17 protein-coding genes and 1 pseudogene are annotated in these 18223 nt (G+C 69.5%); 6 read left to right on the forward strand and 12 right to left on the reverse strand.

Annotation, left to right across the window (positions count from 1 at the left end; all coding sequences use genetic code 11):
* The 3 genes from G3N62_RS28050 to G3N62_RS28060 all read right to left on the reverse strand — a co-directional run.
* Positions 1–1267 (reverse strand): MFS transporter (locus G3N62_RS28050; RefSeq protein ID WP_206141359.1); only part of this gene is annotated, 1267 nt, incomplete at its 3' end.
* A 126-nt stretch (positions 1268–1393) separates the two neighbouring features.
* Positions 1394–2167 carry an AraC family transcriptional regulator gene (locus G3N62_RS28055; RefSeq protein WP_034185705.1) on the reverse strand — a complete coding sequence of 258 codons (774 nt, stop codon included), beginning with the start codon at positions 2165–2167 and terminating at the stop codon, positions 1394–1396.
* A 25-nt stretch (positions 2168–2192) separates the two neighbouring features.
* Positions 2193–2534, reverse strand: a complete 342-nt coding sequence (locus G3N62_RS28060) for an FKBP-type peptidyl-prolyl cis-trans isomerase (RefSeq protein WP_034185706.1) — start codon at positions 2532–2534, stop codon at positions 2193–2195.
* A 583-nt stretch (positions 2535–3117) separates the two neighbouring features.
* Here G3N62_RS28060 and G3N62_RS28065 point away from each other — a divergent pair.
* Both G3N62_RS28065 and G3N62_RS28070 read left to right on the forward strand, forming a co-directional pair.
* Positions 3118–4035, forward strand: a complete 918-nt coding sequence (locus tag G3N62_RS28065) for a metal-dependent hydrolase (RefSeq protein ID WP_059558683.1) — start codon at positions 3118–3120, stop codon at positions 4033–4035.
* Positions 4036–4468: 433 nt separating this feature from the next.
* Positions 4469–5950, forward strand: a complete 1482-nt coding sequence (locus tag G3N62_RS28070; protein ID WP_034185707.1) for a sigma-54 dependent transcriptional regulator — start codon at positions 4469–4471, stop codon at positions 5948–5950.
* A gap of 1028 nt (positions 5951–6978) precedes the next feature.
* Here G3N62_RS28070 and G3N62_RS28075 read toward each other — a convergent pair.
* Positions 6979–7761, reverse strand: a complete 783-nt coding sequence (locus tag G3N62_RS28075) for an ABC transporter substrate-binding protein (protein WP_034185708.1) — start codon at positions 7759–7761, stop codon at positions 6979–6981.
* A gap of 234 nt (positions 7762–7995) precedes the next feature.
* Here G3N62_RS28075 and G3N62_RS28080 point away from each other — a divergent pair, with 234 nt between their 5' ends.
* Together G3N62_RS28080 and G3N62_RS28085 are read left to right on the forward strand one after the other, a co-directional pair.
* A complete protein-coding gene (locus G3N62_RS28080; protein ID WP_049032081.1) occupies positions 7996–8415 on the forward strand; it encodes an MbcA/ParS/Xre antitoxin family protein in 420 nt (139 codons plus the stop codon).
* A gap of 2 nt (positions 8416–8417) precedes the next feature.
* Positions 8418–9113, forward strand: coding sequence for an RES family NAD+ phosphorylase (locus G3N62_RS28085; protein ID WP_124668997.1), 696 nt, complete (start codon positions 8418–8420; stop codon positions 9111–9113).
* A 53-nt stretch (positions 9114–9166) separates the two neighbouring features.
* Here G3N62_RS28085 and G3N62_RS28090 read toward each other — a convergent pair whose 3' ends face one another.
* The gene (locus G3N62_RS28090; RefSeq protein ID WP_124668815.1) at positions 9167–9898 is read right to left on the reverse strand and encodes a metallophosphoesterase; all 732 of its coding nucleotides are present in this window, start codon (positions 9896–9898) and stop codon (positions 9167–9169) included.
* A 137-nt stretch (positions 9899–10035) separates the two neighbouring features.
* Here G3N62_RS28090 and G3N62_RS28095 point away from each other — a divergent pair, with 137 nt between their 5' ends.
* Positions 10036–10689 carry a DUF1345 domain-containing protein gene (locus G3N62_RS28095; RefSeq protein WP_124668816.1) on the forward strand — a complete coding sequence of 218 codons (654 nt, stop codon included), beginning with the start codon at positions 10036–10038 and terminating at the stop codon, positions 10687–10689.
* Positions 10690–10695: 6 nt separating this feature from the next.
* On the opposite strand, the gene G3N62_RS28100 is transcribed toward G3N62_RS28095, so the two are convergent.
* Both G3N62_RS28100 and G3N62_RS28105 read right to left on the reverse strand, forming a co-directional pair.
* Positions 10696–11364: a glutathione S-transferase gene (locus G3N62_RS28100; protein ID WP_034185713.1), complete on the reverse strand. Its 669-nt coding sequence runs from the start codon at positions 11362–11364 to the stop codon at positions 10696–10698.
* Between the two features lie 85 nt (positions 11365–11449).
* Positions 11450–12157, reverse strand: a complete 708-nt coding sequence (locus G3N62_RS28105; RefSeq protein ID WP_059558432.1) for a class I SAM-dependent methyltransferase — start codon at positions 12155–12157, stop codon at positions 11450–11452.
* 307 nt (positions 12158–12464) lie between these two features.
* Here G3N62_RS28105 and G3N62_RS28110 point away from each other — a divergent pair, with 307 nt between their 5' ends.
* A complete protein-coding gene (locus G3N62_RS28110) occupies positions 12465–14117 on the forward strand; it encodes a DUF3459 domain-containing protein (RefSeq protein ID WP_124668817.1) in 1653 nt (550 codons plus the stop codon).
* A gap of 70 nt (positions 14118–14187) precedes the next feature.
* On the opposite strand, the gene G3N62_RS28115 is transcribed toward G3N62_RS28110, so the two are convergent.
* The 5 genes and pseudogenes from G3N62_RS28115 to G3N62_RS28135 form a co-directional block, all read right to left on the reverse strand.
* Positions 14188–14781, reverse strand: coding sequence for a thiamine phosphate synthase (locus tag G3N62_RS28115; protein ID WP_124668818.1), 594 nt, complete (start codon positions 14779–14781; stop codon positions 14188–14190).
* 22 nt (positions 14782–14803) lie between these two features.
* Positions 14804–16147, reverse strand: coding sequence for a hemolysin family protein (locus tag G3N62_RS28120; RefSeq protein WP_034185715.1), 1344 nt, complete (start codon positions 16145–16147; stop codon positions 14804–14806).
* 76 nt (positions 16148–16223) lie between these two features.
* Positions 16224–17006, reverse strand: coding sequence for a HAMP domain-containing sensor histidine kinase (locus G3N62_RS28125; protein ID WP_059558430.1), 783 nt, complete (start codon positions 17004–17006; stop codon positions 16224–16226).
* A gap of 67 nt (positions 17007–17073) precedes the next feature.
* A complete protein-coding gene (locus G3N62_RS28130) occupies positions 17074–17997 on the reverse strand; it encodes a DMT family transporter (protein ID WP_124668819.1) in 924 nt (307 codons plus the stop codon).
* Between the two features lie 41 nt (positions 17998–18038).
* A pseudogene (locus G3N62_RS28135) lies at positions 18039–18223 on the reverse strand (LysR family transcriptional regulator); the annotation flags it as partial.

Raw genomic sequence — 18223 nt, forward strand, 5'->3', positions numbered from 1 at the left:
TCGCCGCGACACCCATCGCGCCGCCGGCTTGCCGCGCGGTATTCAGCACGGCCGATGCGATGCCGGCCCGCTCGGGCGCGACCGACGCGAGCACGGCCGTCGTCATCGCGGGCACCGCGAACCCCATCCCCGACGGAATCAGCAGGAACGGCACGAGCAGCGCGGCGAGCGGCGTCGACGCATCGACGAAGTGCAGCGACCCGTAGCCGAGCGCGGCGACCAGCGCGCCCGCCAGCATCGGCCGGCGCGGGCCGTGACGCGCGACGACGCGGCCGCTCGCGAGATTCGACAGCAGGAAGCCGCCCGTCAGCGGCAGGAACGCCAGGCCGGCCTGCAACGCCGTTTCGCCGCGCGCACGCTGCAGGTAGAGCGCCAGCACGAATACGGTGCCGTAGTACGTGAGGTTCACGCAGATCCCGAACAGCACGGCCGCGCTGAACGTGCGATGACGAAACAGCGACAGCGGCAGCATCGGCGTGGCCGTGCGCGATTCGATCGCGACGAAGGCGAGCGCGGCGAGCGCCGCGAATGCGAAGCCGCCGGCAACGACCGGGTGCGCGATGCCGAGCGGCCGCCATTCGATCACGGCGCCGGTCAGCGCGGTCAGCATCGCGATCGCGATGAGCTGGCCGCGCAGGTCGAGCGCGCGGACCGGGCGCGATGGCGCGGCCTGCGCGTGGCGTGCCGGCACCCAGGCCAACGTGGCGGCAAGCCCCGCCGCGCACAGCGGCAGGTTCACGAGGAAGATGCCGCGCCAGCCCCACGTGGCGGTCAGCAGACCGCCGACCACCGGGCCGGCGGCGATCGAGACCGACCCGGCCGCCATCCACCCGCCGACGGCCCGCGCGCGCAGGTGCGGGTCGTGCCGGCACGCGTCGTTCAGCAGCGCGAGCGAATTGGGCAGCATCGCCGCGGCGCCGATGCCCTGCCACGCACGGGCCGCGATCAGCATCGCGGGCGCGCGTGCGGCGCCGCACGCGAGCGACGCGAGTGCGAACAGCGCGAGGCCCGCGACGTACAGGCGGCGCGCGCCGAAGCGGTCCCCGAGCGCCCCGCCCGACAGCATCAGCACCGCGAACGCGAGCGTGTACGCATCGACGATCCACTGCAGCCCGGCGACCGGCAGATGCAGGTCCGCCGCGAGAGGCGCAAGCGCGATGTTGACGATCGTCACGTCGAGCTGCGTGACGACGAAACCGATGCTGACGGTCGCGACGACGCGGGCGAGCGCGGGCGGGAAAGCGGAGGCGGGGGTGGTCGTATTCATGCGTCCATCGTAGGACGCGGCGGACGGGCGATGTTTCAGCGGGAGGTGAAGCGTCGATACGCGGGCCGACGCGGCGGCGTCGTTCCTGCTACGCGCGTCGAGGCGTGTCCGGCGAGGCCGATGCGTTCAGTGCCGTTCGCCGCGCCAGCGTCCGGGCGCGACGCCGAAGCGCTTCGTGAACGCATGCGTGAACGTGCTCTGGTCCGCGAAGCCGACCATGCCCGCGATGTCGACGAGCGCATGCCGGCCGTCGGCGAGCAGCACGACCGCCGCGTCGAGCCGCAGCCGCTGCAGGTAGCGATGGGGCGTCTCGCCGAAAGCTTCGACGAACAATTGATGGAACCGGCGCATCCCGTAACCGCAGTGCGCGGCGAGATCGGCGATGCGCAGCGGCTCCGCGAGCCGTGCGCGCAGCCAGCGGTCGATGCGCGCGAAATCGAGGCCCGACGCGGGCGCGGCGATGCCGGCGTCGTCGAGCAGCGCGTCGCACAGGCGCGCGGCGGCCTGCCACTGGAAGCGGTGCGCGGCGGCGTGCCGTGCGTCGCCGGCCGGCGCATCGTGTTGCACGGCGGCGGCCGCGACCTGCGCGACGAGCGACGTCAGCGCCGGGTCGATCGATACGGCGCGCGCCTGGTCGAACAGCCGCTGCGGCACCGCGAGCGATGCCGCGGGCAGGTCGATCACGAGCTGACGATTGTCGCCGAGGCCCGCGTAGTCGTGGCGCGCGCCGGCCGGAATCAGCCAGGCCGCGTGCCGGTCGATGCGCTGGCCGATCCCGTCCACCGCCATCACCATCGCGCCATCGACGCCGAGCACGACCTGGTGGAAGTCGTGCACGTCCGACGCTTCGCACGTGTCGTAGCGGCGCAGCGCGATGGCGGGGGAGGCGATGCGTTCCATCGGAAGGAAACGGCCGGGTGCGCGATCAGACGTCGAGCAGTTCGACTTCGAACACGAGCGTCGCATTCGGCGGAATCACGCCGCCTGCGCCGCGCGGGCCGTAGCCGAGTTGCGGCGGGATCGTCAGCCGGCGCACGCCGCCGACCTTCATGCCCTGCACGCCTTCGTCCCAGCCCTTGATGACCATGCCGCCGCCGAGCACGAACGCGAACGGGTCGTTGCGGTCCTTGCTCGAATCGAATTTCTGGCCGTCGGTCAGCCAGCCCGTGTAGTGGACGCTGACGGTCTTGCCGGCTTGCGCTTCCGTGCCGGTGCCTTCGGTCAGGTCTTCGTATTTGAGACCCGATTCGGTCGTGATGACAGACATGACTTCTCCTGAAAGAGGGTTGCGTAAAACCGCTATTGTAGGCGAGCGCGCCGCGGGCCGGCGCGGGTGGTTTTCGCGGCGCGGCGTGCGGTGCGGGAGCGGCGATGGACCATCCTCGCCGCGCTCGCCCGAAACACGATTGGAACGCGCGTTTGAATGGTTGCGCGGGCCGCCTCGCCGCGGTTGCACCACGCGGGTGCGCCATGCGTATGAATCGGCGTGGCTGCAGGGGCCGAGGTGCGTCGTGCGGCATCCGTCCGATGCCGCGAAATGCCCGCCCGACGGGGCTTTCAGGTCGCCGACAGCAGGCGCGGCCGGGCGTCATGCCTCGCGTGCCGGCCGGACGTCGCGTTCGAATCGCGGCTTGTCCCCACGCCGTTCGGGCGCCGTTTTTTCCGCCTGTTCGACCGTGCCCTGTTTGGAAGCGCGCATCTACCGCGCGGCTTGCGCGTGTCAGTGCGGGCGGCCTATCTTTACATTTGTCGATGTCAAGATTTTGGCGGCGCGCGACGCGCCGCCCGGGCCTGCGCCGGCCGCGTCGGATGACGCGCCGCGCCGCGCCGGAACCAGGAGAACCATGAACATGAAGTCAGCCGCTTCCGCCACCGCAGCCGGGATCATGCCGGTGCGCCGCGACCTGCGCTTCGACCTGCCGGTCGAACGCGCGAAGGACTGGCATGGCCTCGGGTCGCAAGTGACCCATTTCTTCAACGCGCTGTCGCTGCTGTTTCCGGCCGGCGAGCGCTTCTTCATGGATTCGGTGCGCAACTACCGCGACCGGATCGACGATCCCGTGCTGAAGCAGCAGGTGCTCGGTTTCATCGGCCAGGAGGCGATGCACACGCGCGAGCACATCGAATACAACGAACTGATGCAGGCGAACCGCCTGCCCGCGCGCAAGCTCGACAAGCGCGTCTGGACGGTGCTGGCCTTCATGAAGCGCAAGCTGCCGCACTCGGTGCAGCTCGCGCATACGGTTGCGGCGGAACACTACACGGCGATGCTCGCCGACTGGCTGCTGCGCGACCCGACGCGCCTGGATGGCTCGGTCGAAGGCTACCGCCAGATGTGGATCTGGCATGCGCTCGAGGAAACCGAGCACAAGGCCGTGTCGTTCGATGTGTGGAATACCGTGATGAAGCCGGGGCCGCGCCGCTATCTGATCCGCATCGGCGTGTATCTGCTGACGACGCTCACGTTCTGGCCGACCGTGTTCCTGATGCACGCGACGCTGCTGTGGCGCGATCGCGGCGCCGGTCATCACGTGCGCGGCATGCTGCGGATGATCGCGTTCCTGTACGGGCCGCGCCGCGGCCTGTTCCCGCGCATCGCGGGCGAATGGCTGAGCTTTTTCCGGCCGGGCTTCCATCCGTGGGATCACGACAACCATCACCATCTCGCGCGCGTCGACGCGCTCGCCGCCACCTACGGCGAACCGGCCGGCGCGCCCGCCGGGCGCGGCCGCGCGAACGCGCCGGCATCGCTCGCGTCGGGCCGCTGACACGACCCGCCGCGCGGCGCATGTTGCGTTCCTGCATCAACCGGCTTCCTATGACGATTGACCGAAGTCAACGGGAACCGGTTGCGCGGGCGCATGCGTGGCCGGCCGGCCGCTTTCGCCTACCCGCGCCGGCCTGCCGATCCGGTTTGCACGGCATCGCACGCAAACGCCGTGCGCCAGCACCGGCGCGGCTCGGCGCCCGGCGCGCCCGCCTGTTTCGGGGTCTCGCCGCGCGCGCCACCGGGATAACACCCATCTAGTCGCCCGCCTGCCGCATCGATATACCGTTCATGACGGCGCCCACCTCGCGCGCGATTCGTGCGCGGGGGGATTTTATTCGGACGGAAATGCGGCCAATATGTCGGTTCAATCGTGGTCCGTCGGAGACGGCGGCGAGCCGGCGCACGATACCAACGCCAAGCGGGGAACAACGATGGTTGCAAGGTCACCCGACGCAAACGGGCAGGCGGCGCCCGAGATGACGGATGTAGCCGTCACCGCTCCCGAGGCCGGACGCAAGCTGTTCGCGATCATGCGGACGCCCGACGAGCCGCTGCTGGCGCAACTGCGCGGGCTCGGCTGGGAGATCGCGGTCGCGAAGACGGCCGGCGCCGCGCAGAACATGACCTCCGGCATGAGCGTCGCGGCCGGGCTGGTCGATTTCACGGGCTTCACGTCGCGCGACTATCCGGCGCTGAAAGCGTGCCTGAGCCAGCCGGCGATCGGCTGGATATCCATCGCGCAGGCCGGCATCACGATCAGCCCTGCCGTGCGCGAACTGATCCGCAGCTATTGTTTCGACTACGTCACGCTGCCGCTGCCCTACGAGTGGATTTCGCACGTGCTCGGTCATGCGCGCGGGATGGCCGCGCTCGATCGCGTCGATGGCGCGGCCTACGCGGCGTCGATCGGCGAACACGGGATGATCGGCAACTGCGAGGCGATGCAGCAGCTGTTCAGCACGATCCGCAAGGTCGCGAAGACCGATGCCAGCGTGTTCATCTCGGGCGAGTCGGGCACCGGCAAGGAGTTGACGGCGCTCGCGATTCACGAGCGCTCAGGCCGTGGCAAGGGGCCATTCGTCGCGATCAATTGCGGTGCGATTCCGCATCACCTGCTGCAGTCGGAGCTGTTCGGCTACGAGCGCGGCGCATTCACCGGCGCGAACCAGCGGCGCGCGGGCCGGATCGAATCGGCGAACGGCGGCACGCTGTTTCTCGACGAGATCGGCGACATGCCGGTCGAGAGCCAGGCAAGCCTGCTGCGCTTCCTGCAGGAAGGGAAGATCGAGCGGCTCGGCGGGCAGGAATCGATCGCGGTCGACGTGCGGATCATCTCGGCCACGCACGTGGATCTCGACGGCGCGGTCGAGGCCGGGCGCTTCCGCGCGGATCTCTATCACCGGCTGTGCGTGCTGCGCATCCACGAGCCGCCGCTGCGCGCGCGCGGCAAGGACATCGATATCCTCGCGCACTACGTGCTGCAGAAATTCAAGTCCGACAGCGGTCGCAAGATCAGCGGCTTCACATCGGCCGCGCTCGATGCGATGCGTCGCTACGAATGGCCCGGCAACGTGCGCGAGCTGATCAACCGTGTGCGGCGCGCGATCGTGATGGCCGAGAGCCGGCTGCTGACGCCGCACGATCTCGGGCTCGACACACCCGGCGAAACCGAGCCCGTGACGCTCGAACAGGCGAGGGCGCTCGCCGAGCGCACCGCGATCGAGAATGCGCTGCTGCGCAACGATCACCGGATCAACAAGGCTGCGGCCGAACTCGGCATCTCGCGCGTGACGCTCTACCGGATGATGATCGAGCACGGGCTGAACGATCACGACAACAACGGCGGAAACGGCGACAACGGCGGGCACGACGGCGCGCCGTCCGGCGACGCGGGGCATCAGCGGGTCGGCTGAGGCCGGCGCCGGTGCCGCACGCACGCACGTAGCGATTGTCGCGTGCCGCCGGGCGGTCGTCCGTTCGGCACTTGCCGATTCGTCCCGCCGACGGGCATGTAAAGCGCATGAAACATTTCGCCTCGGCAACTGGGCGAATTCTCGCGGGAAACCGGGCTGAACGGGCCGGCACGTGTCGGTAAAAACGCCGCGCTCCATTGTTCAGCCTTATCCCGCAAGGGTGGGCCGCGACCGGTCCGACGCGTGCCGCGCGCCGCATGTTTCAGATTCGCAACTTCCGCCCATCCGCCCCCGTTCCGGTTGCCTGTCGGCCGCGCCAAACCCTTGCCCGGACAGGCGCGCGCGCGGCTGGCCCGCTCCTTGCGAAGAGTGTCGTGCGACAGTCGACGACGCGAGGTCGGGCCGGTTCCAGCGGCCTGGACGCACTCCGCGGGGATGCGGCGGCGGAGCGCGGCACGGCAGCCGCGTTCCGGCGGGCACGGAACGTCTTCGGCCGATCGTCGGGGCACCGGCAGGGTCCGGTTGCCGGAATAAACATCACACTGCAAACGGGGTAGAAAAATGAACGATCGCCACACGCCGCGGCCGGCAGGCCGCGATCGCAGTGATGCGGGGCATCGCCGGTCGAACGTCGCACTTGCAGCCGGCCGGCATGCGTCGACAGGCCATCTCTCCGCGCCCGGGGCGAGGCGGATCCGGCTGGTTGCCGGTCATCCGCGCCGGGTCGGTACTTTCCTGCACGCCAACCCGAGTCGCATGGGCATGTGCGCACGGGCGCCGATACCGCGGCGCCCGATCTTCGCCTATTGATTCGCGCAGCACCGCATCCGTTCGCGTGGCCGGTCGTTCCTTGATCAATCGATCTGCAATCCGAACGATGTGCGAGGTGACGCGCCGCGTGCGCGACGCAAGACGAGCAGCATTCGATGCAACGGCGAGCCGCGCGGTGCCGTTGCCATCCGGTTAAAGGGGAGGGGCGGTCGGACGCGCGCGACGGGAAGTGGTACCCGTACGCGCGCGACGCCGTTTCAGCCGCCGTAGATGTCGAAGTCGAAGTACTTCGACGCGAGCCGCTTGTAGGTGCCGTCCTTGACCATGTCGGCGATCGCGCGATCGATCTTCGCCTTCAGGTCGGTGTCTTCCTTGCGCAGCCCGATGCCGGCGCCAATGCCGAGCACTTTCTCGTCGACGAGTTCGGGCCCGACGAACGTGTAGTTCGCGCCGCGCGGCGATTTCAGGAACCCGATCGCGGCCTGCACTTCATCCTGGAGCGCCGCGTCGAGGCGGCCCGACGTCAGGTCCGCGTACACGCCGTCCTGGTTCTGGTACGACACGACGTTCGCGCCTTGCTTGCCCCAGTACGCCTTCGCATACGTCTCCTGCGTCGTGCCCTGCTCGACGCCGATCGACTTGCCCTTCAGCGATTCGGCCGTCGGCAGCAGCGGCGAGCCCTTCTTCACGACGAGCCGCGTCGGCTGGTTGTAGATCTTGGTCGTGAAGCCGATCTGCTCCGCGCGCTGCGGCGTGATCGACATCGACGACAGCACCGCGTCGAACTTCTTCGCCTTCAGCGCCGGGATCATCCCGTCGAAATCGTTCTCGAGCCACACGCACTTTGCCTTCAGGCGCGCGCAGATCTCGTTGCCGAGGTCGATGTCGAAGCCGACGAGCTTGCCGTCGGGCGCCTTCGACTCGAACGGCGCATAGCTGGCGTCGGTGCCGAAGCGGATCGTGGTCCAGTCCTTCGCGACGGCGGGGCCTGCGGATACCGCGAGCAGGGCGATCGAAACAGCGGCAATCAGTCTCTTCATGGTGCGTTCCTTGGCGGGTGCTTCCGGGTTCTGTGCGACACGGTTCTTACGGATACGGGCCGCGTCCGGGCGCGGTGTCCGCACGGCCATTAACGCAGAAAATAAAATAAGAGTCCAGAATGGACAAAAAATATCGTTTCGTCTCAAGCCATCGCCGGTCGACGGGTGTCGACCCTTGCAAAAATACGAAAATGGACTAATCTTGTTAGTAAATTCGTTTCGAGACTAACGATCATGTCACAGCCCGCCTACGATTCGCATTCCGCCCCGCCGCAGGCCTCGGTCGCGCAGATGTCGGCGGCCGGCCTGCGTGCGTTTTTCAACATCGCGCGCGACTGGGAACTGACGATCGACGAGCAGATCGTGCTGCTCGGATCGCCCGGCCGTTCGACGTTCTTCAAGTGGAAGGCCGCGCCGGAATCGGCGAGGCTGCCGCGCGACACGCTCGAGCGGCTGTCGCTGCTGCTCGGCATCTACAAGGCGCTGCAGATCCTGCTGCCGCAGCCCGCCGCGGCCGACGCATGGGTCAAGCGGCCCAACGACGCGGCGCCGTTCGGCGGCAAGCGCGCACTCGACCGGATGCTCGCCGGCAACGTCGGCGATCTGGTCGCCGTCCGGCAATATCTCGACGCGATGCGAGGTGGCTGGGCGTGACGATGCCGATCGAGACACAACAATGGCCCACGACCACGGTCGACTGGGTGCCTGCCTACCGAGTCATCCCCACCCGTTTCCCGGCGATCAACCTGTTCGACCGCGTGGCATCGGCGGACGATTTCGACGCGCTGTACGCGCTCGAATCGCTGACCAACGACCGCATCCGCAACGAAATCGGTGCACTTGATCTCGTGCCGCCCGCCGAGCGCCGCTACGGGCTGGGCTGGGGGCCGATCATGGCCGCCTTCACGCACCTGAATCCGCAGGGCAGCCGCTTTTCCGACGGCAGCTACGGCGTGTTCTACTGCACCCGTTCACGCGATACGGCGATCGCCGAAACGCGCTACCACAGCGCGCTGTTCCTGGCCGCGACGAAGGAACCGCCGATGCGCCAGCAGATGCGGCTCTACACGGTGATCGCGCAAGGCAGCGTGGTCGACGTGCGCACGTGGCCGCAGCGCGATCTGGCCTTGCTGCATCCGCTCGACTACGGCGCGGGGCAGGCGTTCGGCCGCGCGGTGCGCAACGCGGGCGGCGCGGGGATCGTCTATCCGTCGGTGCGCGACCCGCGCGGCGAATGCCTGGCCGCGTTTCGCACCGCGCTGCTGCGCGATTGCCATCACGCGGCCTATCTCGAATACAACTGGAACGGCTCGGTTGTCGACGCGGTGTTCGAGCTGAACCAGGTCGGCTAGCGTTCGCCGCTTCGCGAGCCGTTCCGGCACGAAGGCACGAAGGCACGAACGCGTTACGGCAACGGCCAGTCGCCCGCATGGCGCTCGCGCGCCTCGGCCTGCGTCATCGACCACGTGCTGCCGGTACGCGGCTCGGCGAGCGTGAGCCGACCGGACGGTGCGAACGCACCTGTGTCGATGAACCATTGCGCACCGATCCGCTGCGGCGCACGCACGGGCGTATGCCCGGTGCAGGTCAGTGACAGCCCCGCCTGCCGCGCCGGATCGGCGAGCCCCTGGACGAGATCGCGGCCCCAGATCAACCGCTCGCGCACGTCGTGCGAGTAGCTGCCGGCATCGAGGTCGGCGTCCGAGCCGAAGAATTCCGCATGCAGCACGTTGAAGCGTCCGGGGCCGTCGCCGATCACGCGCACCAGCGGCAGCGCGTCGACACGCGCCGCATGCGCGTGCAGCCGCTCCGGCGGCAGGTCGGCGCCCCAGTCGCCGCCGATTCCGCGCCACGCATCGGGCGACAGCTTGCCGCGCGACACGAGGCTCAGCACTTCCTCGTGGTTGCCGCGCACGACGTGGCACCACGGGCGGTCGAGCAGGTCGAGCGCGGTTTCGGAGGCCGGGCCGCGATCGACCAGATCGCCGACCGAGAACAGGCGGTCGCGGGCCGGATCGAAGCGGATGTCGTGCAGCAGCGCGCGCAGCACGTCCACGCACCCGTGCAGGTCGCCGACGACGAAGTCGCGGCCGGCGGCGTTCGCGGGGTGGCAGCAGAGGGGGGCGGTGGCGGTCATCCCCTCATCTTAGGCGCTCCTGCCCATCGCCACGTCACGAGGGAATGGCGATAATCGGGGCGCGGCACCCGCCCGAGGCGCAGCGGGCCGTCCCGCGCGCCGTTCGAATCCTTTCCATCCGCTTTCGGAATCACACGATGACGCTTTATCCGCAGGTATTACGCAACCGGCCGCGCATGGTCGCGGCATTCGTCGCAGGCGTGCTGTGCGCGGTGCTGCTGCCGTTTGCGCTGCGCCCGGCCGTGCGTGCGCTGATCGGCTGGGATTGCGCGATCTGGCTGTATCTCGTGCTGATGTGGGTGCGCATGGTCAGCGCGCACCATCACAAGGTGCGCGAAGTCGCGATCCGCGAAGACGAAAACGCGACGACCGTGCTGACCGTCGTGTGCTCCGCGACCGTCGCGAGCGTCGCCGCGATCGCGATCGAACTGGCCACGGCCAAGAGCGTGGGCTTCAGCGCGGGGCTCAGTCACTACGCGATCACGGCTGCGACGCTGTTCGGCGCGTGGTTCCTGATTCCGACGATCTTCACGCTGCACTACGCGCGGCTCTATTACGGTTCGCCGGGCAACGATCGCGCGCTGCGCTTTCCGGACCGCAACCCCGAGCCCGATTACTGGGATTTTCTGTATTTCGCGTTCACGATCGCGGTCGCGTCGCAAACGGCCGACGTGTCGCTCGCGAACCGTTCCGCGCGGCGCTCGGTGCTCGCGCAGTCGATCCTGTCGTTCTACTTCAACATGGCCGTGCTCGGGCTGTCGATCAACGTCGCGGCCGGCCTGCTGAGCTGACGCCGCTTACTTGAGCAGGTCGTACGGGCCGCCGCGCTCCAGCGCCCGCTGGTACGCCGGCCGTGCGTGGATCGCGTCGAGGAAGCGCGCGATCGCGGGATACCGGTTGCCGCCGCCGCGTGCGGTCGCGGCTTCGAGCGGGAAGCTCATCTGGATGTCGGCCGCGCTGAAGCTGTCGCCGACGAACCAGCCGGTGCGTTGCAGCGCGCCGTCGACATGGCCGAGATGCAGCGCGATCTGCGGATCGACGAAGCCCGACTGCAGCGTGTCGGCGATCTTGCGTGCGATCGGCCGCGCGAAGAACGGCATCGGTGCCTGGGCGATCCGCAAGGCGACGAGCTTGAGCAGCAGCGGCGGCATCGCCGACCCTTCCGCGTAGTGCAGCCAGTACGTGTAGTCGTGCCGCTCGGGCGTGCCGGGCGGCGGCGCGAGACGCCCTTTGCCGTAGCGTTCGGCGAGGTACTCGATGATCGCACCCGATTCGGCGAACGTGCGGCCGTCGTCGGTGACGACCGGCGACTTGCCGAGCGGATGGATCGCGCGCAGCTCGGGCGGCGCGAGCATCGTTTTCGGATCGCGCGCGTAGCGCACGATTTCGTACGGTACATCCAGTTCTTCGAGCAGCCAGAGCACGCGCTGCGAGCGCGAGTTGTTCAGGTGATGGACGGTGAGCATGTCGAGGCCGGAAGGGGACGGAACCGACATCATACCCAGCGCGCGCGGCACGCACGCGCATCCGGTCGCACGCCGTGCCGAACCGCTATGCGCGCCGCACCGCGACCCACGCGCCCCAGAACAGGCTCGCGAAAAAGCGCAGCGGCGCATCGAAGCCCGCATCGCGCAGCAGGTCGAACACGGCTTCTTCGGTGGCCGGCGGATCGGCGCCCTGCAGGATCTTCGCGAGTTGCACGCGCACGGCGTCGGGCGTGGCGCCCTTCATGCGCCAGCGCTGCTGCCACGCGTCGAGCAGGCGAGGGTGGTCCGCGTAACGGCGATGGTTGCCGGCCAGCACGAGCGGCGCGCCGGGTTTCAGGCGCCGCGCGATCGCGTGCAGCAACGCGGCCTTCGCCGCGTCCCCCGGCACGTGATGCAGCACGCCGATCAGCGTGGCGCCGTCGAATGCGGGGGCATCGGGCAGTGCATCGACGCCGTCCTCGACGAATGCCGTGCGCGACCCGAAGCCCGCGGCCTCGACGTTCGAACGCGCAAGCGCCAGCATCGGCGCGGACGGGTCGACGGCCGTGAATTGCCAGCCCGGTTCGAGCGCGGCGGCCACGCAGATTTCCTGGCCCGTGCCGCCCGCGCCCGCGACGAGGATCCGCGCATCGGTCGCCCCGATCGTCGACGCGAGCATGCAGGCGGTGAGTTCGTGACACGCATCGTAGCCGGCGAGCGCGATGCGCGATTGCGCGGCATAGTCCTGCGCGCGCGAGGGATCGAATTTCGCGGCACTGGCGGGAAGCGACATGGCGGGCTCCTGGGGTCGAGGGCGGACGACGGGTCCGCGAGCATGACGTGGAGCGTAGGGGCGCGCGGCCCGCGCAACAAGGCGGGCAGACATTCCGGTATGCCGACTACCCGGCTTGCGGGCCCAGGCCCGCCAGCCCGTTTTCGCAGGGTCGATTCGCATTTAAAAATGTCCGATCAGCGTATATCGCGATGGCGAATCCGGCGCATACTCGGTGCTCTCCCCCCGCCTGGCCGTCGCATGCCGGGCCCCGATGCGCCGCGCCACGGGCGCGGCCATGCCGCTCGGCACGCACGAGGAGCGCATGATGTCCGATTGTCCGCACGATCCGTACGCGCAGCACTACATTCATTGCTTGCCGTTTGGCGCCCAGCCCTGTGGCGCGCTCTGCGCGACACCGCGCACGCATTTCCGCGTGTGGGCGCCGGGCAGTACGCAGGTTCAACTCGAACTCGATTCCGGCTCCGACCCGACGCTCGTGCCGATGGCGGCCGCCGGCCCGCACTGGTTCGAGGTCTTCGCCGACTGCGGTGCGGGTACGCGTTACCGCTATCGCCTCGACGATGCCGTGTCGATTCCCGATCCCGCGTCGCGCTCGCAACCCGACGGGCTCAACGGCCCGAGCGAGGTCGTCGATCCGCGCGCGTTCACGTGGCGCAACACGTTCTGGCGCGGGCGTGCATGGGAAGACATCGCGCTCTACGCGATCCGGCCGCATGCGGTGGGCGGTTTCGACGGCGTGCGCCGCCGCCTGCCGCGGCTCGCGCGGCTCGGCGTGACCGCGCTGGAGCTGCTCGCGTCGCCGCACGACAGCCTGCCGTTCGCGCCGCTCGCGGCCGAAGGCGGCCCCGACGCGCTGAAGGCGCTGATCGACGACGCGCACGGCTACGGGCTCGCGGTGCTGCTGGAACTCGACTACGCGCGCTTCGGCAGCGGCACCGATGCGCTGCGCCACTACGCTGCGCCGTTCTTCCATACGCGCGACGATCCGCTGCAGGCCGCGCCGCTGGCGCTCGATCATCCGGAAGTCTGCGATTTCTTCTGCGACAACGCGCTGTACTGGATCGACGAATACCGTTGCGACGGGCTGCGCCTGCGCGAGGCCGACCGGATCGGCGTGTCGTGGCTGCGCGAGATCGCGGACCGCGTGCGCGCGGCCGTGCCGGCCGACCGGCTCATCCATCTCGTGCTCGGCAGCGAGCGGCATCCCGCGCACCTCGCCGATACCCATTTCGATGCGCAGTGGAACGGCTGCGGCGAACGCGCGCTGCACCGTCTGACGGGGCGCGATCCGTCGGCCCACGAAGGCATTTCCGCGCGCCAGTCGATCCACACGCTCGCGCGTGCGCTGACCGCGGCCGGCGCGGCGTTCCAGCCGGCCGCGTCGGGAGAGGGCATCGCGGCCGACAGCGGGCTGGCCCTGACGTCGCTCGTGTTGTCCGATGGCGCGTGGCGCGACGGCGGCCCGGGCGACCCCGCGCAGGCGTCCGGCCTCGCGGCGCTCGCGCTGTCGCTGCTCACGCCGCAGATTCCGCTGATCTTCGATGAAACCGCGCGCGACGCCGATCGTGCGCATGTCGTGCAGTCGGCGCTCGCGGTGCGCGCGAAGCTGATCGCGCCGCGGTTGTCCGATTGCCGGCCGCAGGACGCGCATGCGCTGAAGGCGGACGGCGACGGCGATGCCGACGCGCTGCTCGCGTCGTGGCGGCTCGCCGACGACGAGACGCTGACGATCGCATTGAACCTGTCGCCCGACGCGGTGCGGTTCGACGCGCCGCGAGGGCGCGTCGTGTTCGAGACGCCGGCACGTGCGCGCGACCGCATCGATGAAGGGGAGTTGCCGCCGTATTCGCTCGTTGCGTGGCTCACGGGCGACGTCAACCACTATGCGCTGACGCACGACGCGCGGCGTATCGACGACGGTTCGTGGCGCGGCATGCGTCCGAACCTGAACGCATGAGCGGATGACGGCGTGAGGGTTGGAAGGCCGGGTGCATGCGCACCCGGCTGCGCGGCGGGCGATCCCGGACTTACCAGAACCCGCGAATGCCCGCGATGCCGTAGGCGCCATGGCGGCGCGCGTCGTCGAGATGCGTGCGCGTCATCCCGCCGAGCGCGAAAACGGGCATCGTGGCCTGCGCGGCCAGCGCATCGAACCGCGCCCAGCCGAGCGTTGCCGCGCCGGGGTGGCTGAGCGTCGGCAACACCGGCGACAGCGTGACGAAATCCGCGCCGATGCGGGCGGCCAGCAGCAGATCGTCGAGCGTGTGACAGGCGGCGGACACCCGCCGCTCGGCCGGCAACGGACGCTGCGCGGCGGCGCGCAACGCGGTGCCGTCGAGATGCCAGCCGGCGCCGTCGAGCCGCATCACGCCGGCTGCATCGATCGGCCCGTTGAGCATCAGCTGCGCGCCGGCGGCGTCGCAGCGCGCGAGCGCCGCGGCGGCGAGTGGCGCGAACGCGGCCGCATCGAGCGACTTCACGCGCAGTTGCACGAGCGTTTCGCCGCGCGCGAGCACGGCCGACAGCCGGTCGAGGAACGCCGCGCAATCGGCCGCCGACGCGGACGCCGGTTCCGGCGTGATCACGCAGCAGCGCGGCAGCGGCGCGGCCGTGCCGTTCATCGCGTGCGGCACTGTAGGGCCATCATTCGTCGGCCTCTTTCGCGACCTTCGGATATACGCGCACGAGCACGATGCGCGGCCCGTTCATTTTCTTCACGACCACGTCGAAGCGGTCGAACGACACGCGTTGCCCTTCGGTCGGCAGGTCGCTCAACGCCTGGATCACGAGGCCGCCGACCGATTCCGCGCGGCCTTCGTCGATATCGATGCCGAGCGCCTGCTCGAGCGACACGACGGGCAGGCTGCCCTTGCCCATCAGCGTGCCGTCGTCGAGGCGGCTCCAGTCGGCATCGCCCTGGCGGAACTCGTCGTGGATCTGGCCGACCAGCGCGCCGAGCAGGTTGTCGAGCGTCAGGAAGCCGATCGGCTTCTCGCCCTTGTTGCCGACCAGCGCGAAGTGCGGCGCGCCCTTGCGGAAGCGGCGGAACAGGTCGAGCGCCGGCGTGTCGGGCCGCACGTACTGCACGGGGCGCACGTAGTCGGACAGGTCTTCGAGCGCGGCGCCGGCATGACGCGCGAGCAGCAGGTCCTTCAGGTGGATCAGCCCGCTCACCTGTTCGCGCGACGCATCCTCGAACAGCGGATAGCGGCTGAAGCGGTGCCGCGCGACGATCTCCATGTTGTCGGGCAGCGGCAGGTCGCGCCGCAGGCCGATCATTTCATGGGCCGGCCGCATCAGGTCCGACACGGTCATCGACGAGAAATCGAGCGAATGCGCGAGCGTGTTCCACTCGTCGTCGCTGTACGTGCCGCGCGCCGGTTGGGCGGCATTGCCGGCCGTGCTGCGGCGGCTGCGCAGGATCAGCTTCAGCTCGTCGGTCGAGTAGTGCGCGTCGCTGCCGTGGTCGGCCGACAGCCCGGCGAGCCGCAGCACCGCGTTGGCGCTGGAGTTGAGCACCCAGATCGCCGGATACATCGCCCAGTAGAACGCATACAGCGGCAGCGCGACCCACAGGCCGACCTTCTCGGACTGGCGGATCGCCATCGATTTCGGCGCAAGCTCGCCGACGACGATATGCAGGAACGAGATCAGCGAGAACGCGAATATCAGCGAGATCAGGTGCACGACGCGTTCGGACTGCACGCCGATCAGGTCGAGCACCGGGGCGAGCAGTTGCGCGAACGCCGGTTCGCCGACCCAGCCGAGGCCGAGCGACGCGAGCGTGATGCCGAGCTGGCACGCGGAAAGGTACGCGTCGAGGCGGCCGTGCACGATGCCGAGGATGCGGCCGCGCAGGCCGTGCTTGCGGGCCAGTGTCTTGACGCGCGTGGCGCGCAGTTTGACGAGGCCGAATTCGGCCGCGACGAAGAACCCGTTGAGGGCCACCAGGAACAACGCGCCGATGAGCGCGAAGATCTGTAACAAAGAATCGCTCCGGTTATGACAGGCCCATCAGTATAGAGCCGGAAAGGAATTTGTAATGTACTGGACGGCCGAATACTTACACCGGCGCCTCGCAGGGGACGGAGAAGGTGAGGGTGGCCGCCGCACCGTCGGCGAACGCGGTATGCGAGAACGTGCCGCCGTGCGCGAGTGCGACGCGCTGGCACAGCGCGAGGGTCCATGCGACCCGCTTCGCGTCGCGCTCGCGCAGCATCTCGCGCCGGGCAAACGCCTCGAACGCGTGCGGTTGCGCGGGATCGGCGAGGGCGGCGGCATTCACGGTGCAGGCGGCGCGCGCGGTGAACCGGGCGCCGTCGCGCGCGCATTCGAACGTCACGCGTGAGCCGGCGGCGCTGGCTTCGACGGCGGTCGTCAGCATCGTCCACAGCGCCTGCGCGATGCGCTCGCGGTCGGCGGACAGCGACGGCGCGCCGTCGTCCGGCAGCGTCGCGTCGAGCGCGACCTGCCGCGCGTCGGCGAGCGCCGCGCGCACGAGCGCGAGCGTGTCGTCGAGCAGCGCGCGCAGCGCGAACGGCCGCGGCTCGAGGGCGAGCGTGCGGGTTTCCGCGCGCGGCGCGTCGAGCACGTCGTCGATCAGCGCAACCTGCTGGTCGATGCCCGTGCGGATGCCCGCGAGCGCGCGCTGCAGGTTCGGATCGGCATTGGCGAGCTGGCGCTCGAGCACGTACGCCCAGCTGTGCATCGCGTTGAGCGGGCTGCGCAGGTCATGCGACGCGGTGGAGAGCGCCTGATCGCGCAGGAACAGCGCCGCCTGGGCGGCGTAATGCGCTGCGCGTTCGCGCAGCAGGTCGGCGGCGGGATCGACGGAAGTGGACGTCACGGAGCTGGCCTGTCGGAAACGGTTGGCGTGGAAGTCACGCGAATCGCCATTATAGGGACGGTGCGTGTCACGCCGGCAGCGCGTCCTCGTCCTTTTTCCGGGCGTCGCCGTTCGGCAGCAACTGGCAGGCGAGCAGGCCGGCCAGCATCAGCGCGCAGCCGACGAGCGCGCGCAGCGTCAGCGTTTCGCCGAGCGCAGCCCAGCCGGCGAGCGCCGCGAACACGCCTTCCATGCTGAAGATCACGGCCGCGTGCGCGGGCGCCGCGTCGCGCTGCGCGACGACCTGCAGCGTATAACCGACGCCGACCGACAGCAGCCCGCCGTACAGCAGCGTTGGCAGCGCGCCGCGCAGCATCGCGACGCTGACCGGCTCGACGGCGATGCCGACCGCGAGGCACGCGATGCCGCACACGAGGAACTGCAGGAACGCGAGCACGAGCGGATCGTGCCGTTTCGCGAGATGGCCGACGGCCATCACGTGCGCGGCGATGATGACGGCGCCCGCGAGCTGGAACCAGTCGCCGTAGAGCACCGAGAAATGCTCGTCGATGCTGAGGAAATACAGGCCGATCGCCGCGAGCAGCGCGCCGAACCACGTGCCCGCGCCGATCCGGTGGCGCGCGAACACGCCCATCAGCGGCACGATCACGACGTACAGCGAGCTGATGAAGCCGGCGTTGGCGATTCGCGTGTATTGCAGGCCGAATTGCTGCAGCGAGATCGATACCGCCAGCAGCCCGCCGAGCGCGACGCCCGGCAGCAGCAACGCCGGTTCGCGGCGGATCGCCGCGCACTGCGCGCGCGACGCCGCGTTGAGCATCAGCAGCGGCACCAGCACCAGCGCGCCGAGCAGGAAGCGCAGCCCGGTGAACAGGAACGGCCCGATCACGTCGAGGCTCAGCCGCTGCGCGACGAAAGCCGAGCCCCAGATCGCGGCGGCGGCGAGCATCAGCAGGTTGGCGCGGAGGTGCTGGCGGGCTTCGGGCTTCATCGGAATTCTTCTGGAGATTGCGGACGGCGAAACCCGCTAGTTTACGCCGAGATTGCAAGGCTGTCGGCGAACCGGCGCAGCGCGGCCGCGGCCCGGGCGTCGCGTACGCGCGAATACAGCACGACCTGCGATTGCGGCAGCGGCGGCAGCCCGAATTTCGCGCCGACGTCGACCAGCGTGCGCGGTGCGACGCGCCGCGCGAGCGGGCAGACGGCGAGCCCGGCCG

The organism is Burkholderia sp. Tr-20355 (genome assembly GCF_017104685.1).
GTDB classification, from domain to species: domain Bacteria; phylum Pseudomonadota; class Gammaproteobacteria; order Burkholderiales; family Burkholderiaceae; genus Burkholderia; species Burkholderia seminalis.

What these genes read in the sequence shown, in the direction of transcription:
- G3N62_RS28110 (WP_124668817.1), top strand. Translation starts at nt 12,465, where the DNA reads ATGTCCGATTGTCCGCACGATCCGTACGCGCAGCACTACATTCATTGC.
- G3N62_RS28090 (WP_124668815.1), bottom strand. Translation starts at nt 9,898, where the DNA reads ATGACCGCCACCGCCCCCCTCTGCTGCCACCCCGCGAACGCCGCCGGC.
- G3N62_RS28065 (WP_059558683.1), top strand. Translation starts at nt 3,118, where the DNA reads ATGAAGTCAGCCGCTTCCGCCACCGCAGCCGGGATCATGCCGGTGCGC.
- G3N62_RS28055 (WP_034185705.1), bottom strand. Translation starts at nt 2,167, where the DNA reads ATGGAACGCATCGCCTCCCCCGCCATCGCGCTGCGCCGCTACGACACG.
- G3N62_RS28070 (WP_034185707.1), top strand. Translation starts at nt 4,469, where the DNA reads ATGGTTGCAAGGTCACCCGACGCAAACGGGCAGGCGGCGCCCGAGATG.
- G3N62_RS28085 (WP_124668997.1), top strand. Translation starts at nt 8,418, where the DNA reads ATGCCGATCGAGACACAACAATGGCCCACGACCACGGTCGACTGGGTG.
- G3N62_RS28075 (WP_034185708.1), bottom strand. Translation starts at nt 7,761, where the DNA reads ATGAAGAGACTGATTGCCGCTGTTTCGATCGCCCTGCTCGCGGTATCC.
- G3N62_RS28105 (WP_059558432.1), bottom strand. Translation starts at nt 12,157, where the DNA reads ATGTCGCTTCCCGCCAGTGCCGCGAAATTCGATCCCTCGCGCGCGCAG.
- G3N62_RS28095 (WP_124668816.1), top strand. Translation starts at nt 10,036, where the DNA reads ATGACGCTTTATCCGCAGGTATTACGCAACCGGCCGCGCATGGTCGCG.
- G3N62_RS28130 (WP_124668819.1), bottom strand. Translation starts at nt 17,997, where the DNA reads ATGAAGCCCGAAGCCCGCCAGCACCTCCGCGCCAACCTGCTGATGCTC.
- G3N62_RS28100 (WP_034185713.1), bottom strand. Translation starts at nt 11,364, where the DNA reads ATGCTCACCGTCCATCACCTGAACAACTCGCGCTCGCAGCGCGTGCTC.
- G3N62_RS28115 (WP_124668818.1), bottom strand. Translation starts at nt 14,781, where the DNA reads ATGAACGGCACGGCCGCGCCGCTGCCGCGCTGCTGCGTGATCACGCCG.
- G3N62_RS28060 (WP_034185706.1), bottom strand. Translation starts at nt 2,534, where the DNA reads ATGTCTGTCATCACGACCGAATCGGGTCTCAAATACGAAGACCTGACC.
- G3N62_RS28080 (WP_049032081.1), top strand. Translation starts at nt 7,996, where the DNA reads ATGTCACAGCCCGCCTACGATTCGCATTCCGCCCCGCCGCAGGCCTCG.